The organism is Roseibium sp. Sym1 (genome assembly GCF_027359675.1).
In the GTDB taxonomy this organism is placed as follows: Bacteria; Pseudomonadota; Alphaproteobacteria; order Rhizobiales; family Stappiaceae; genus Roseibium.
Map to the genome: position 1 here is coordinate 1,103,062 of NZ_CP114786.1, position 15,205 is coordinate 1,118,266.

At 62.1% G+C, this 15,205-nt stretch carries 16 protein-coding genes; 1 reads left to right on the top strand and 15 read right to left on the bottom strand.

Annotation, left to right across the window (positions count from 1 at the left end; translation table 11 throughout):
* Positions 1-109: 109 nt before the first annotated feature.
* The 14 genes from trmB to O6760_RS05045 form a co-directional block, all read right to left on the bottom strand.
* Positions 110-799: a tRNA (guanosine(46)-N7)-methyltransferase TrmB gene (trmB, locus tag O6760_RS04980; RefSeq protein WP_269584383.1), complete on the bottom strand. Its 690-nt coding sequence runs from the start codon at positions 797-799 to the stop codon at positions 110-112.
* Positions 800-921: 122 nt separating this feature from the next.
* On the bottom strand, positions 922-2,094 hold the full coding sequence (metK, locus tag O6760_RS04985) for a methionine adenosyltransferase (protein WP_269584384.1): 1,173 nt from the start codon (positions 2,092-2,094) through the stop codon (positions 922-924).
* Between the two features lie 111 nt (positions 2,095-2,205).
* Positions 2,206-2,610, bottom strand: a complete 405-nt coding sequence (locus O6760_RS04990) for a helix-turn-helix domain-containing protein (protein WP_248155085.1) — start codon at positions 2,608-2,610, stop codon at positions 2,206-2,208.
* A gap of 189 nt (positions 2,611-2,799) precedes the next feature.
* Positions 2,800-4,335 (bottom strand): apolipoprotein N-acyltransferase, encoded by a 1,536-nt coding sequence (lnt, locus tag O6760_RS04995; RefSeq protein ID WP_269584385.1) that lies wholly within the window; start codon positions 4,333-4,335, stop codon positions 2,800-2,802.
* Positions 4,336-4,522: 187 nt separating this feature from the next.
* Positions 4,523-5,722 carry a transporter associated domain-containing protein gene (locus tag O6760_RS05000; RefSeq protein WP_442969915.1) on the bottom strand — a complete coding sequence of 400 codons (1,200 nt, stop codon included), beginning with the start codon at positions 5,720-5,722 and terminating at the stop codon, positions 4,523-4,525.
* A gap of 35 nt (positions 5,723-5,757) precedes the next feature.
* Complete coding sequence (ybeY, locus tag O6760_RS05005) at positions 5,758-6,270, bottom strand: rRNA maturation RNase YbeY (RefSeq protein WP_269584387.1); 513 nt, start codon at positions 6,268-6,270, stop codon at positions 5,758-5,760.
* Positions 6,271-6,285: 15 nt separating this feature from the next.
* Positions 6,286-7,419 (bottom strand): PhoH family protein, encoded by a 1,134-nt coding sequence (locus O6760_RS05010; RefSeq protein WP_442969854.1) that lies wholly within the window; start codon positions 7,417-7,419, stop codon positions 6,286-6,288.
* 16 nt (positions 7,420-7,435) lie between these two features.
* The gene (gene miaB / locus O6760_RS05015; RefSeq protein ID WP_269584388.1) at positions 7,436-8,914 is read right to left on the bottom strand and encodes a tRNA (N6-isopentenyl adenosine(37)-C2)-methylthiotransferase MiaB; all 1,479 of its coding nucleotides are present in this window, start codon (positions 8,912-8,914) and stop codon (positions 7,436-7,438) included.
* A gap of 125 nt (positions 8,915-9,039) precedes the next feature.
* Entirely contained in the window at positions 9,040-9,906 is an 867-nt protein-coding gene (locus O6760_RS05020; protein ID WP_269584389.1) for a lysophospholipid acyltransferase family protein, read from the bottom strand.
* On the bottom strand, positions 9,899-10,348 hold the full coding sequence (locus tag O6760_RS05025) for a Fur family transcriptional regulator (protein WP_269584390.1): 450 nt from the start codon (positions 10,346-10,348) through the stop codon (positions 9,899-9,901). The genes O6760_RS05020 and O6760_RS05025 overlap by 8 nt, the downstream gene beginning before the upstream one ends.
* Positions 10,349-10,391: 43 nt before the next feature.
* Positions 10,392-10,880 (bottom strand): ribosomal protein S18-alanine N-acetyltransferase, encoded by a 489-nt coding sequence (gene rimI, locus O6760_RS05030; protein ID WP_269584391.1) that lies wholly within the window; start codon positions 10,878-10,880, stop codon positions 10,392-10,394.
* On the bottom strand, positions 10,877-11,554 hold the full coding sequence (gene tsaB, locus O6760_RS05035) for a tRNA (adenosine(37)-N6)-threonylcarbamoyltransferase complex dimerization subunit type 1 TsaB (RefSeq protein WP_269584392.1): 678 nt from the start codon (positions 11,552-11,554) through the stop codon (positions 10,877-10,879). Before tsaB ends, rimI begins: the two co-directional genes overlap by 4 nt.
* A 179-nt stretch (positions 11,555-11,733) precedes the next feature.
* A complete protein-coding gene (locus tag O6760_RS05040) occupies positions 11,734-12,291 on the bottom strand; it encodes a NifU family protein (RefSeq protein ID WP_269584393.1) in 558 nt (185 codons plus the stop codon).
* A 190-nt stretch (positions 12,292-12,481) separates the two neighbouring features.
* Positions 12,482-12,976 carry a universal stress protein gene (locus O6760_RS05045; protein WP_269586218.1) on the bottom strand — a complete coding sequence of 165 codons (495 nt, stop codon included), beginning with the start codon at positions 12,974-12,976 and terminating at the stop codon, positions 12,482-12,484.
* A gap of 136 nt (positions 12,977-13,112) precedes the next feature.
* Here O6760_RS05045 and O6760_RS05050 point away from each other — a divergent pair, with 136 nt between their 5' ends.
* Positions 13,113-13,880: a GGDEF domain-containing protein gene (locus O6760_RS05050; RefSeq protein ID WP_269584394.1), complete on the top strand. Its 768-nt coding sequence runs from the start codon at positions 13,113-13,115 to the stop codon at positions 13,878-13,880.
* Between the two features lie 17 nt (positions 13,881-13,897).
* Here O6760_RS05050 and hslU read toward each other — a convergent pair whose 3' ends face one another.
* Positions 13,898-15,202 (bottom strand): ATP-dependent protease ATPase subunit HslU, encoded by a 1,305-nt coding sequence (gene hslU, locus O6760_RS05055; RefSeq protein ID WP_269584395.1) that lies wholly within the window; start codon positions 15,200-15,202, stop codon positions 13,898-13,900.
* Positions 15,203-15,205 lie beyond the last annotated feature (3 nt).

Genomic DNA, 15,205 nt, shown 5'->3' on the forward strand with positions numbered 1-15,205 from the left:
GCCAAAGCGGCCAAAAAGGCAAGTGCCCGCACCCGATTCCCTTGAAAAGAAATTGCCTGCGTGCACGAAGGCGCCCCGGATCGACATCAGACCGGCAGCAGACCGGGTATCAGGCCGACCGGCGGAAGGTCAGATACCTGCCGATCCGGCCCTCGCGGATCGCCTTGGCCTCATACCGCGTGCCCGGCCAGCCGGTCCAGGGTGTCTTCCAGTCGGATGCCGTTTCGGCGGTCCAGTCGAAACCGGAATGGTCACGGCAATGGCGCAGCGTCCAGTCTATGTAGGTATCGATATCGCTGGCGAAGCGGAACTCGCCTCCCGGCCGGATCACGCGGGCATAGCGGTCGAGATTCTGCTCGTTGATGAACCGCCGTTTCCAATGGCGTTTTTTCGGCCAGGGGTCCGGATAGAGCTGATAGGCCAGGTCGAGGCTTGCCTCCGGCAGCCAGTCCAGCACCTCGACGGCATCGTCGTCGTAAAGGCGGATATTCTCCAACCCCTCTTCGACGATCGCCGTCACCGCCTTTGCCATGCTGCCGACAAAGGGTTCAACGCCGATAAATCCCGTTCCGGGGTTCGTCCGGGCCCGGTGCAGCAGGTGTTCGCCGCCGCCAAAGCCGACTTCAAGACAGATCGTGGCGACATCCGCCTGGAACAGGTCCTTCAGGTCGGCCGGCGCGGGTGCGTCCAGGTCAAGCGCCAGGCGTGGCAGCTCGGCTTCCATCAGCGCCTCGCGGCGCGGGCTCAGCGGCTTGCCCTTGCGGCGGCCGTAAAAGGAACCTTCGTAACGGTCGTTCATCTTTCGCAACGGTCGTTCGTTCTGCACGGGTCGTGCAACTTCAACACAAAACAAAACAAAAGATCGCCGGTCCGGAACCGGCGATCTGTTTCTTTTCGCTCGTTCGGTGTCCCGGAACGGCCTTATCCCGCAAGCGGGCGCAGCTCGTCAACCAGATCGGTCTTTTCCCAGGTAAACCCGCCTTCAGCATCCGGCTCGCGGCCGAAATGGCCATAGGCGGCTGTGCGCTCATAGATCGGATTGTTGAGCTTCAGGTGCTGGCGGATGCCGCGCGGGCTGAGACCCATCACGTCGCGCAGAGCGCTTTCCAGCTTGGCCTCGTCACAGCGGCCGGTGCCGTGCAGGTCGACATAGACCGACAGCGGCTCGGAAACGCCGATGGCGTAGGACAGCTGGATGGTGCAACGGTCCGCCAGGTCGGCAGCGACCACGTTCTTGGCGAGATAGCGTGCCGCATAAGCCGCGGACCGGTCCACCTTGGTCGGGTCCTTGCCGGAGAAGGCTCCGCCGCCATGAGGGGCCGCACCGCCATAGGTGTCGACGATGATCTTGCGTCCCGTCAGACCCGCGTCGCCGTCTGGACCGCCGATCACGAAGGCGCCGGTCGGATTGACGTGCCACACGGTTTCGTCCGTGATCCAGCCTTCCGGAAGGGCCTGGTAGAAATAGGGATCGACGATCTTGCGGACGTCCTCGGAGGTCAGGGACGGATCCAGGTGCTGCGTCGACAGGACGATCGAGGTCGCGGCGACCGGCTTGCCGTTTTCATAGCGCACGGTGACCTGGCTTTTCGCGTCCGGGCCGAGCGCCGGCTCCTTGCCGGATTTGCGGGCTTCGGCCAGCAGGCGCAGGATCTTGTGCGAATAGTGGATCGGCGCCGGCATCAGCTCATCGGTCTCACGGCACGCGTAGCCGAACATGATGCCCTGGTCGCCCGCGCCTTCATCCTTGTTGCCGCCGGCGTCCACGCCCTGGGCAATGTGGGCGGACTGGGCATGCAGGTGAACGGCGATGTCGCAGTTTTCCCAATGGAAGCCATCCTGCTCGTAACCGATGTCCTTGATGGCCATGCGGGCGAGATGGGCGAGGTATTCGTTGGTGATGGTTGCCGGGCCTCTGGTTTCGCCGGCAATGACGATGCGGTTGGTTGTTGCCAGTGTTTCACAGGCAACACGCGCTTCCGGCATCTCCTTGAGGTAGGCGTCGACCACCGCATCGGAAATGCGGTCGCAGACTTTGTCCGGATGCCCTTCGGATACGGACTCGGAAGTAAACAGGTAATTCTGACGTGCCATTGGCGATCGTCCTTCTGGGAATGAATATGACAGAAGCGGCGAATGTCATCGCCGCTCCCATTGCATCAATCTTAGAAGTTTTTCGCCACGTCAAGCGCGGGACGCTCTTTTTCAGTCGTCTCCGGCCAAAGAACGCACGAGATCGACGATCCGGCGGCGCACCTTGGGGTCCTCGATACGCACGAACGCCTTGTTCAGGGACAGGCCTTCGGAGGACGACAGGAAATCGACCACATAAGAGGTGGGCTGGGTTTCGCCGAAGCCTTCGGCCTCTTCCGGGGTTCCCGGAGCATCTTCGAAGAAGAAGGAAACCGGCACCTTGAGCACCGTGGCGATATGCTGCAAGCGGCTGGCGCCGATGCGGTTGGTGCCTTTTTCGTATTTCTGGATCTGCTGGAAGGTGATGCCAAGAGCTTCGCCAAGCTTTTCCTGGCTCATTCCGAGCATCATGCGTCTTAGCCGCACGCGGCTGCCAACATGAATGTCGATAGGGTTGGGAGACTTCTTACTGGGCATCTGCGTCGCTCTTTCTTTTTGTGGCGGCGAAAGTCCGCTCGTTTTCGTTTGCACAAGCTCCCCTGAAATTCCCCACAGACTCAGAAGATTGAAATTTGCCCGCAACCTTTCACTTGTACATGAAACAGCCTTCAATCGGCTATTTCACGGTTGTATCACATTTCCTTCACTCAACTCAAACAAAAATAATCAATTTACACGCGAATCGCGGTTGTATTGCCGAATGCCGGCAAATACTACGATGATGATCGAGAAAACCAGCACCGGTGCGTCGCCAAAAATGCCGTAGAGAGTATTGCCTAACCTCTGCGGAAGCCTGCCATCGATCAGGCCGGCCTCAAAGATTCCGAGTTTTTCAACAACTGTGCCTCTGGCGTCGACGATCGCTGAAATGCCCGTATTCGCGGCACGAATCAGCGGCAATCCGGTTTCGATCGACCTCATCCGCGCCTGAGCAAAATGCTGGTAGGGTCCGGGCGAGCGGCCGAACCAGGCGTCGTTTGTCACATTCAACAGAAAAGCCGGCGTGCCCGAGACGCCGCCCGGAACACCCGGAAAGATTGCCTCATAGCAAATCATGGGTAGAAAACTAAAACTTTCGGAGGTGGTCAGCACACGCGGCTGATAACCGGCCTCAAAGCCTTCAAGTGGGCCCGCCAGGTTGGTCAGTCCAAGCTTTTCCAGCAAGGGTTTAAACGGAACATACTCGCCGAACGGAACCAGACGAACCTTGTCATAGATACCGTTGACGGTACCGTCGCCACCGATGAGATAGACGCTGTTGTAGTAGTCCGGGCCGTTGGCCCCCGGTTCGGCCCTGATCGCTCCGGTCACCAGTTCGGTGGATGCGCCAAGAACCTGACCGATCCTGAAAAGGGCTCCGGCTTCCTGCGTCAGCAGGAACGGAACAGCCGATTCCGGCCAGATCACCAGCCGCTGCTGACCGACCCGCGCGGCACCGCCGAGCGGCGCCTCGGACATGTCGAGGAACGTCTGGAAAATCTCCTCGCGCAGTTCCGGCCGCCACTTGTCCCGCTGATCGATGGACGGTTGAACAATTCGGATATCGAGGTCGGTTGCCGCCGGCGCCGTCGGCCAGAGGCGGACCGTCCCGAAGGCGGCGACGGCAAGCAGCATGCAGGCGGCCGACAGCACCGCCTTCAGGCGGTCGCCAAGCGGCCTGACATCCACCAAGAGAGCCGGCGCGGACGCGATTGCGACCGTCATCAGCGTCAGGCCGAAAACACCTATCAGGCTGGCCGCCTGCGACAGGACCAGCGACCCGGAAACGCCGTAGCCGAAGGCGTTCCACGGAAAGCCCGTCAGGACCTGTCCGCGCAGCCAGTCGGACAGGGTCAGGCAGGCAGCCAGCAGCAGGACGCGCCGGAAGCGCTCCGACCAGAACAGCGCCGCCACGGCAACGCCGAGGCCTGTGAACAGTGCAAGCCCCGCCGGCATGGCAAGGACGGCGAACGGCATCAGCAAGGCGAAACGCTCCGCCTCGACAAGGAAGGCGGTTCCGATCCACCACAGGCCGGACAGGAAATAGCCGAAACCGAACAGCCAGCCGAGTGCGAAGCCGGTCCGCAGCTTGGCCAGCCGGCTGCCCCGGCCGGGCTCGATGGCACCGTCGATCAGCCAGACAAGGCCGGGAAAGCTCAGGAAAAGGACCGGGGACAGGTCATAGGGCGGCAGCGCAAAGGCGGCCAGCGCCCCACACGACACGCACAAAAGCCGGCGCCGCCAGCCCCATGCCAAAAGAAAGCTGTTTGGCAGAGCCGTTAGGCGGTGAGACATCCAGCGCATGCAAGAGACTTCCCTGTTCCGGAGCTATTCGCGGTCAGGAGGTTTGTCGGCTCGCGGCAGGGCGGTCAAGGCGAAAGTTGTTTCACGGATTTCGCAAACGCTCAAATCAGCCGTTTCCGCGAGACGCGGCGGCCTTCACCTGCGTGGTCTCCGTTTCCTGCCCGGCGTCTCCCTGCTGGCCGGTTTCCGGCCGTTTCGGCCGTCTGCGCAGGTCCGGTGTCCGGACTTCGGTGCGCCGGCGCCGGATCTTCAAACGCTTTATGCGCCTGGGATCCGCGTCCGTCACCTCGAATTCGAATCCGGGCACCTCTTCGGGCACCAGAAGCAATTCGCCGCGCACGGGCACACGGCCGACCGAGACGTAAAGCAGTCCGCCGAGCGTGTCGACGTCCTCGGAGATCTCGCCGTCATTGAGACTGGTGCCGAGCACGGTATCGAGGTCCTCGAGCGGCAGGCGCGGATCGGCGATCCAGACCCCTTCGCCCGCGGCAACCAGCATGGCCTCTTCGTCCTCGTCGTGCTCGTCCTCGATGTCGCCGACGACTTCCTCGACAAGGTCTTCCAGCGACACGAGACCATCGGTGCCGCCGTATTCGTCGATGACCAATGCCATCTGGATCCGGTCGGCCTGCATCTTCGCCATCAGGTCCGTCGCCGGCATGGACGGCGGCACGAACAGGAGATCCCTGACCAGATCCGTTTCCTTGAGTGTGATCGACAGGTCAACGCATGACAGGTCGAGATCGGGCATGTTGTGGCCATTGCGGGCCACACCGTTGTGGGAGACGGGTTGCGGGGTGTCCGTTTCCGAACTCTTATCCACAGAAGTTGTATTCCGCCCGGACGCACCTTGCGCGGCGATATAGGCCATCAGATCCTTGATGTGAACCATGCCGCGCGGGTCGTCGAGGGTTTCCTCGTAGACCGGCATGCGCGAATGACCGCTGTTCTGGAACAGCTCCATGACCCGGCTGAGGCTGGTCGCCAGGTCGACCGCGTCGATATCCGCGCGCGGGATCATGACATCGTCGACCCTGAGCTCCCGCAGGCGCAGGATGTTGCCGAGCAACATGCGCTCTTCCGGAGAAAAGGCGGCATCGCCGCCTTCACGGGCGAGTTCGTCTTCCAGATTCTCGCGCAGGCTCGAGGACTGGCGTCCCAAGCGCAACATGCGTTTGAGCTGATTGAGAAAGGCCGCAGACCGCTGCGGCTTCATCTGTTGCGGGTCTTCCCCGTCCTGAGACTGCCCGGAGGAAGCGGCCTTTTCGCCACTTGCCGGACTTTGCGGTTCAACTGCGTTCATTATCCATCAATCAAGAAGGTCTTGTCACATGATGCCACTTAACGGCCGTCCGCCACAAGTGGCCTGTCCGCGTAAGGGTCGTCTATGCCTATAGAGGCCAATATGGCTTTCTCAAGGCTCTCCATCAGTTCTGCCTCATCATTATCCTGATGATCATAGTCAAAAAGATGAAGCAAACCATGAACAATCAGATGGGAAACGTGATCAGAGAATTCAATTCCCATTTCCTCCGCCTCCCGGAGAACGGTTTCGTGGGCAAACACGATATCGCCGAGCAAGGGACCATAGACATCCCCCTGGGGATCGCTTCCCGGGAAGGAAAGCACATTCGTCGGCTTGTCCTTTTCCCGCCATTCCCGGTTCAGCTTGCGGATCGCCGCGTCGTCGGTGAACAGCAGCGACACCTCGGTGTTGTCGAGCACTTCCAGCTCGGCGACCGAAAAGGCCGCGGAAATGGCGCGTTCCGCCAAAATCACGAGAACGGCCTCGTCCCAGGCGCCTGCCTCGATCGACAGGTCGATCTGGAAACCGTCCGGCAAGATGTCAGGCATGGCAACCGGTCCGCTTCACGAAACAGCCCTTTCGCGTGGCCGCGGCGGCGTGTCATCCAGATCCGCGCCGCGCTGACGCTCGTTGAAGCGCCGTTCACGGGCGACGGCCTCCTCGCGCGAGGCATTGTCATAGGCGGTCACGATCCGGCCAACCAGCTCATGGCGGACAACGTCGGTCTCGTTGAAACGGATATGAGCGACATCCTGAATGTCCGTCAGCAGGCCGAGCGCCTCCCGCAGGCCCGACTTCTGGCCGGACGGCAGGTCGATCTGGCTCGGGTCGCCGGTCACGATCATCTTGGAGCCTTCGCCGAGACGGGTCAGGAACATCTTCATCTGCATGGAAGTGGTGTTCTGCGCCTCGTCGAGCAGGACCACGGCGTTGGACAGGGTGCGGCCGCGCATGAAGGCCAGCGGCGCCACCTCGATCATGCCGGATTGCAGGCCGCGATCGACCTTTTCCGCCGGCATCATTTCGTAAAGCGCATCGTAGATCGGCCGCAGGTACGGATCGACCTTGTCCTTCATCTCCCCCGGAAGAAAGCCGAGCCTCTCGCCGGCCTCGACAGCCGGGCGCGACAGGATCAGCCGCGCGACATCACCGCGTTCCAGAAGTGCCGCGGCATAGGCCACCGCCAGGAAGGTCTTTCCGGTCCCCGCCGGTCCGGTGCCGAAAATCAGGTCTGCCCGGTCCATCGAGCGGATATAGGCGTCCTGGGTCGGCGTGCGCGCGACGATCGTCTTGCGCCGTGTGGCGATCTGGGCAAAGGCCAGCCGCGATTTCGGTTCGAGGGTCGGCAGCGGAAGCTGCGCTTCGGCCGCGGCCGCCATGCGCAGGGCTCCGTCGACATCGCCGGGATGGATTTCCTGACCCTGCAACAGCCGCTGGTACATGGCCTCGAGCGCCGTGCGCGCCTGGGCGCAGGCGGCCTGGCTGCCTTTCAGGGTGACCTGGTTGCCGCGCGCGATCGCATCGACCCCGAGCCGCTGCTCGATCAGCGCCAGGTTCTGGTCGAACTGGCCGAAAAGGTCGCCGATCAGCCTGTTGTCTTCAAAAGCAAGCACAATATGGGTCAGGTCGGTGGCCGAATTGGCGGCAGAAGAGGTGTCCGAAGGCTTGCGGGAAGAAGATTGGCTGTCGCGCGTCAAATGACGTCTCCTGTGGTCAACCGGCCTGGTGTGCCGGAACCGGCGCGGCTCCGGCCATCTGGGGATTATCTTGCCCCGCAATCAGCCGCCCGAACAGCGAATTGGACCCGATGTCAACGATTTCCACCGCTTGTATGCTGCCGATCAGGCTTTCCGGCGCATCCAGCTGCACGGGCTGCAACCAGGGCGACTTGCCGACCAGCTGGCCGGGATTGCGGCCCTTCTTTTCCAGAAGGACGTCGCAGGTCATGCCGCGCCGGGACGCGTTGAAGGCTTTCTGCTGGTCGCTGACGAGCGCCTGAAGCTGGGCGAGCCGGGCCGATTTCACGTCTTCGGGCACCTGGTCGTCCATGGTTGCCCCCGGCGTGCCCGGGCGCTGGCTGTACTTGAAGGAAAAGGCCGAGCCGTATTCGACCCGGCGGATCAGGTCCATCGTGTCTTCGAAATCCCGGTCGGTCTCGCCCGGAAAGCCGACAATGAAGTCGCCGGACAGGGCAATGTCCGGCGCGGCCGCCCGGATACGGTCGATCAGACGGAAGTAGTCTTCACGTGTGTGACGCCGGTTCATCGCCTTGAGGATCTTGTCCGAGCCCGACTGCACCGGCAGGTGCAGATAGGGCATTAGGCTCTTCAGTTCCGCATGCGCGGCGATCAGGTCGTCATCCATGTCGCGCGGGTGGCTGGTGGTGTAGCGCAACCGGTCGAGCCCGTCGATTTCGGCAAGGCGGCGCAACAGCCGGCCAAGGCCCCAGGTCGCGCCGTCGGCCGCTTCGCCGTGATAGGCATTGACGTTTTGGCCGAGCAGCGTGACCTCGCGCACGCCGGCGGCGGCCATACGCCCGGCTTCCTCGACGATCTGGGACACCGGGCGGGAGACTTCCGCACCACGGGTATAGGGCACCACACAGAAGGTGCAGAACTTGTCGCAGCCCTCCTGGACGGTCAGAAACGCGGACGGTGCACGCTTCATCGCCGGCTTTTCAGCCCTTTCGGACAGATGATCGAATTTCGCGTCGATGTCGAATTCGGTCTCGACGACCTTCTTGCCCTGACGCGCCTTTTCCAGCAGCGAGGGCAGCTGGTGATAGCTCTGCGGCCCGACGACCAGGTCGACGATGGGCGCGCGGCGCGAGATTTCCTCGCCCTCGGCCTGCGCGACGCAGCCGGCAACGCCGACCATCATGTCCCTGCCGGACTTCGCCCGCTCCTGCTTGACCTTGCGGATGCGGCCGAGCTCGGAATAGACCTTCTCCGCAGCCTTTTCCCGGATATGGCAGGTGTTCAGGATGACAAGGTCCGCATCGTCGAGGTCCTCGGTGGCCTCGAAACCTTCGGGTGCAAGCACGTCGGTCATGCGCTCGCTGTCATAGACATTCATCTGGCAGCCATAGGTGCGCACGAACACCTTGCGCAGATTGCCCTTGGCGCCCGACGGTTCTGCTGTGGCGTCAGCTGACGGGATCGTTTGTTGTTCCTGTTCCGGGCGGCTTGTCATTCGCTCCTCGTGGCCTTCTGTCGGCCGGCATGTCCTGGGTCTTTGGGCCGCGGACGGAGTTTCTCCTGTCCACCAACCGCCTTGACACCCGCCTCTGCGGGTCCGGCGGCAGGCACCTTGAAAATTCAGGCGCCAGCTTTAGCGGTTTTTTCAGCGTTTGAGAAGAACTCGAACGGCTCTAAATCGCTGATTTCTTGGCTTTCGACGGTCTTTTGCATCAACGAGGCGATCGTCATGGCGCGGACATCGGCCTCGAGCCGGCGCGTGAGGGCCTTGCGGTCCGTACCGCTGCCGACCAGGACCGGCTCTCCCCAGCGCACGACGACATCGAGTGCGCCCCGGCTGAAGATGCCCCACAGGTGACCTGCCAACTCCATGTCGCCATACCAGGCCACATGCGGGCGGTGCGCCCGTCCCATGGGCAGGCCGTAGAACCCCTGATAGGCCACGGACAGCGGCTGGACCCAGACCTGGCCGGTCTCCTGACCGCCCACGGCCCGGGTTGCCGCGCCCAAAAGCGCGGAGCGGAACGGCAACACGCAATTGCCGTCGTTGGACGTGCCTTCGGCGAACAAAACCATGGCATCGCCGACCGCCATGCGCTGCGCGATCGTGTCGGCGACCTGCGCGGTTTCGGTGCGCCGTGTCCGGTTGACGAACACCGTGCGCTGCAGTTTCGCGAACAGGCCGAAGACCGGCCAGCCGGAGACTTCCGACTTGGCGATAAAGGACAGCGGCATCAGCGAACCGACTACGGTGATGTCCACCCAGGAGGCATGATTGGAGGCAATCAGAAGAGGCCGGTCGGCCGCGGGATTGCCGATCTGGCGGATCTTGATACCGACCAGCCGGGTGGCGATGCGGTGCCAGATAAGCGGCAGATGCCGCTGGACGGGAAGCTTCAGCTTGACCGCGACCCACTGCAACGGGATCAGCACCAGCGAGACCAGCGTCAGGACAAAAACAAGCACTCCGGCCTTGAGGTTAGCCATCGCCCTTTTCGTCCTTCGCCGGATCCAGGGGAACTCCATAGAGTTCAAGCCGGTGATCGACCAGCTTGTAGCCCAGCTTGCGGGCGATGAAATCCTGCAGGGCTTCGATTTCCTCGTTGCGGAATTCGATCACCTGTCCCGACCTGAGGTCTATGAGATGATCGTGATGCTCGTCCGGTACGGTTTCGTAGCGGGAGCGGCCGTCGCGAAAATCGTGCCGCTCTATCATGCCGGCATCCTCGAACAGTTTCACCGTGCGGTAGACGGTGGAAATCGAGATTCCCGGATCGATGGCAACGGACCGGCGGTAGAGCTCCTCGACATCGGGGTGCTCATCGGAGGCTTCCTCGATGACGGAGGCAATGACCCGGCGCTGTTCGGTCATGCGCATGCCCTTGGCAATGCACATGTCCGTTAGCGACGTTTGCTTTTCTTCCGTCATCTGTCAGTCGTCCGTAGCCTGGTTCGTGTCCGCCGCTAAGCGCTTAGCGAAGATCGATCCGCATGACAAGCGCCGTGCCGTCTCCGCCACTGTCGCCGTAATAGCCCTTGCGCTTGCCCACTTCCTTGAAGCCAAGGCTGCGATAGAGCAGCAGCGCGGACTCGTTGGCCGCATCGACTTCAAGGAACAGGGACCGGCAGCGCTCACCGTAAAGGCGGAACAAGGCAGCCTCCATCAGCTTCTTTCCGATGCCCCGGCCGCGCTGGCGCGGATGGACGGCAATCGTGATCACCTCGGCCTCATCCGCCGCTGTTCTGGTAATGAGAAACCCCAACGGAGCGCGCGTACCATAGGGACTGGACCGGCGCGCCACCAGGATGGTGGTGCCGTCCTGCGCCTTCATGCGCGCGAATTCCTCGATGTTCCAGTTATGCTTGAAAGACGCGTCGTGGATTTCGGCTATCTTCGGCAGATCCTCGTCCAGCGCCTCTTCAATCACGGGCGGCTGGGTCCAGAACCACCAAAAGCTCATTGCCGTTCAATCCTTCCCTTGGTCTGCGGCGTCGCGTCGGGTGGCCGCAGATAGAGCGGAGAAGGGGAAGACCTTGCCGGATCGGCGGTGATCCCGAGTTCCGCGACATCCCGAATACAGGGGAAGCCGCTACGGGACAAGATCCGCGCCTCCTCGAAGCCGCATTCCCTGGCAACTTTCTCCGCTGCCGATCCCGCCAATCTTATTGTGCCGGGAAGGGTTGCCGCAAGGTCGGAAAGGGTGCGCACACCTGCCTCTCCGGCAGGTGCACCGTTGGCGTCGAACATCTGGCAATAGACCTCGTCGCCCTTGCCCGGCAGGGCGACCAGCACCGGCCCGTCGGCATCCCTGGGCGCCGCGGCATGCGCGATCGCGGCCAGCGTGGTCACGCCGACGACCGGTTTTCCCAGCACCAGGCCAAAGCCGCGGGCAACCGAGAGGCCGACGCGCAGACCGGTGAAACTGCCCGGCCCCACCGTGACCGCGACCCGGTCGAGTTCGGAAAAGGCGGTTGAGCTTTCGGCCATGACCTCGCCGATCATGTCCATCAGGCGTTCGGCGTGACCGCGTCCGATTTCCTCGCCACAGGCCTCGTAGCAGGCGGTCTCGGCACCGTCGTCGAAAACGGCGGCGGCGCAATTGGCAAGGGCAGTGTCTATGGCTAGGACGCGCATTCCGGTTTGGCTCTAGGGTTTTTCTCCACACTGCCACTACCCCGCGACGCCGCATGTGTCGAGCGGGGCTTTGGACCTAAGTCCAAAGGGGGGCTTGCCTTCCACAGGGAATGGGAGTCGAAAATATAAAAGGCCCGGCAACATGGCCGGGCCTTTGAAATTCTTGAAGAAGTTGCCGATCAAATCGGGCGGACTTCCTCGACTTCCGGCACGAAATGGCGCAGCAGGTTCTGGATGCCGTGCTGGAGGGTGGCCGTGGAGGACGGACAGCCGGCGCAGGCGCCGCGCATGGACAGGTAGACCACGCCTTCCTTGAAGCCCTTGAACGTGATGTCGCCGCCGTCCTGGGCAACCGCCGGACGAACCCGGGTCTCGAGCAGTTCCTTGATGGTATCGACCGTCTGCTGGTCGCCCGCCTCGAAGAATTCACCTTCCTCGATATCTTCCGACTGTCCCGCCGACATGACCGGCTGGCCGGACATGAACTGTTCCATGATGACACCGAGAATGGCCGGCTTCATGTGCTGCCAGTCGGTGTCGTCCTTGGTGACGGTCACGAAGTCATGACCGAAGAACACGGCCACCACGCCGGGCACATCGAACAGTTTTTCTGCGAGCGGCGACACGCCGGCATCGGCCCTGGAACGGAAATCATAGGTGCCTTCCGGCAGGACAACCCGTCCCGGCAGGAATTTCAGCGTGGCCGGGTTCGGTGTGGCTTCCGTCTGAATAAACATGTGTCTTGTCCTTGCGCTTGTTCGCGCCCAGTTGTCTGTCGGCCGTGCTTTGCGCCTCTCCACAAATCGCAAAACACCGATGGGTTCTTCTACCCCATTCCACCGCAGTTTGGAACCGTTAAAAACTAGATAGGTGCGGTTCGCGTCCGGTCAAGCCGGCATGCCGGAACAGCTTCCGCCCGGCGCCCGCCTATGCCAGGGCATCGATGCTGTCGTCGTCCAGATTGCCGGGCACGATCGTGACGGGAATCGGGAAGGTCCCCGCAGATTTGCCCGCAATGGAGGAGACAAGGGGTCCCGGGCCTTCCGAGCCGGTGCTCGCGGCCAGGATCAGGATTGCGATGTCGGCATCGGCCTCGATCAACTCCAGGATTTCCTCGGAATTCGTTCCCTCCCGGATCACCGTCTCCGGTTCGGTGCGGGCCACGGAACGGACCCGCTCAGCCGCCTTTGCGAGAGCGGCCTCCGCCTCCTCCCGGGCTTCCGCCCGCATGATGTCCTCGACCCCCAGCCAATGCTGGAAATCTCCGGGCGCGATCACGAAGACCAGTGTCACCACACCTCCCGTGCGCGCCGCCCGTTTTGCCGCATAAACGATCGCCCGATCACATTCAGGCGTTTCGTCGACCACGACCAGAAACTTCCGGCGGTGGCCTTCCTCGTTGCTTTTTCGAATGGCTACCATGGGACGCATGCTGCCACCGGCCCGCGCACTCCGCAAGCGGCGAATTTGTCTCCCGTGGCAGTGCGGCCCCGGCCCGGCCCCTTCAGTTCTGTGATAGGTTTAAGGCTGCATTAAGCGGGTCGTCGGACACTGGGACATGCGCAAACTCGACTGGTCGGCAAGAGGGCGTGCGCGCGTTTACGCCCTGACGGTTCTGGGCACTGCGGTCTGCATCGCGGTTGCCTTCGTCGTTGACAGTTTTTCCTTTGAAACCTGGACCTGGCGGTGGGGCAGCGACCCGCACAACAATGTCATCATTCCGCTGCTGCTGGCCCCGCTCTTCTTCTATCTGCTCTTGAACAAGATGCGGCAATTGTCCATTGCCCATCATGAGCTTGCGCATCTTGCCGCAACCGACAGCCTGACGTCGCTGCTCAACCGGCGCGCCTTCACCGAAGTCGTCGAAGGCTACATCCAGAAAATGGCGGCGAGCAGCAAGCGGCAAACCGACGCGTTGCTGGTCATCGATGTCGACCATTTCAAGGCAATCAACGACCATTTCGGCCATGATATCGGTGACGAGGCCCTGAAACAGATTGCCGACGCGATCTGCGCCGGTCTTAAGGAGCCCGATCTGGCGGGACGACTGGGCGGCGAGGAGTTCGGTGTGTTTCTGACCACGAAAACGCCTGAGCGCGTCGCTGCCACGGCCGAACAGATGCGCCTTTGCGTACGCGACATCGCGTTCGCGCCCGACGGCTCCAACCACCGGCTCACAATCAGCATCGGTGGTGTCATATTCGATGATTGCCCGACGTTCCAGGAGCTTTACAGACAGGCGGACGAGCAGCTCTATTTCGCCAAGCGCAGCGGCCGGGACCGGGTCAAACTCAGCAGCCGCCACCCCGCCTCCAGGCCGGCCTGAAGGCGGGAGATACGGCCCTAAAGAATGAACTTCGAAAGATCGACGTTCTTGGCCAGGTCGCCGATATTCTCGCGCACAAAATCCGCGCTGATCTCGACTTCCTCACCGGCCCTGTCGGGCGCGGTGAACGAAATCTCGTCCAGGATGCGCTCCATCACTGTCTGCAGGCGCCGGGCCCCGATATTCTCGACGGACCCGTTGAGATCGACTGCGACGGAGGCGATTTCCTCAATCGCGTCGTCGGTGAACTTGAGCGTCAGCTTTTCCGTTTCCATCAGCGCGACATACTGCTTGATCAGGCTGGCTTCCGGCTCGGTCAAAATGGCCTGGAAATCCTCCTTGTTGAGCGCCCTGAGTTCCACCCGGATCGGCAGTCGGCCCTGAAGCTCGGGCAGCAGATCGGACGGCTTGGCGACGTGAAACGCCCCCGAAGCGATGAACAGGATGTGGTCGGTCTTGACCGGGCCGTGCTTGGTGGAGACGACCGTGCCCTCGATCAGGGGCAGCAGGTCGCGCTGAACGCCTTCGCGCGAGACGTCGCCTCCGGCCCTGCCTTCGCGGGCGCAGATCTTGTCGATCTCATCCAGGAAAACGATGCCCGAGTTCTCGACCAGGGAAATCGCCTCCTCGACGACCTTGTCCTCATCCAGCAGCTTGTCGGATTCCTCGTTGATCAGGAGACCGTAGCTGTCGCTCACCGTGGTGCGCTTGGTCTTGGTCTGACCGCCAAAGGCCTTGCCGAGCAGATCTGACACGTTCATCACGCCAACGCTGGCGCCGGGCATGCCCGGCAGATCGAAGCTCGGCATCTGGGCCTGGGCACGAACCTCGACCTCGATTTCCTTCTCGTCCATTTCGCCATTGCGCAACTTGGCGCGGAAACTTTCCCGGGTGGCCGGGCTGGCGTTCTTGCCGACCAGGGCATCCAGCACCCGCTCCTCGGCGAGGACATGCGCCTTGGCCTTGACCGCTTCGCGCTTCTGGTCCCGCACAAGCGTGATGCCGGCTTCCACCAGATCACGGACGATCTGCTCCACATCGCGGCCGACATAGCCGACCTCGGTGAACTTGGTCGCTTCCACCTTGGTGAAAGGTGCGTTTGCCAGCCGGGCCAGGCGGCGGGCGATCTCTGTCTTGCCGACACCGGTCGGACCGATCATGAGAATATTCTTGGGCAGAACCTCCTCACGCATCTGTCCCTGAAGCTGTTGGCGGCGCCAGCGGTTCCGCAGTGCAATGGCGACCGCGCGCTTGGCATCCTTCTGGCCAACAATGTAGCGGTCGAGTTCTGAAACGATCTCGCGCGGAGAAAAATCGGACATTTT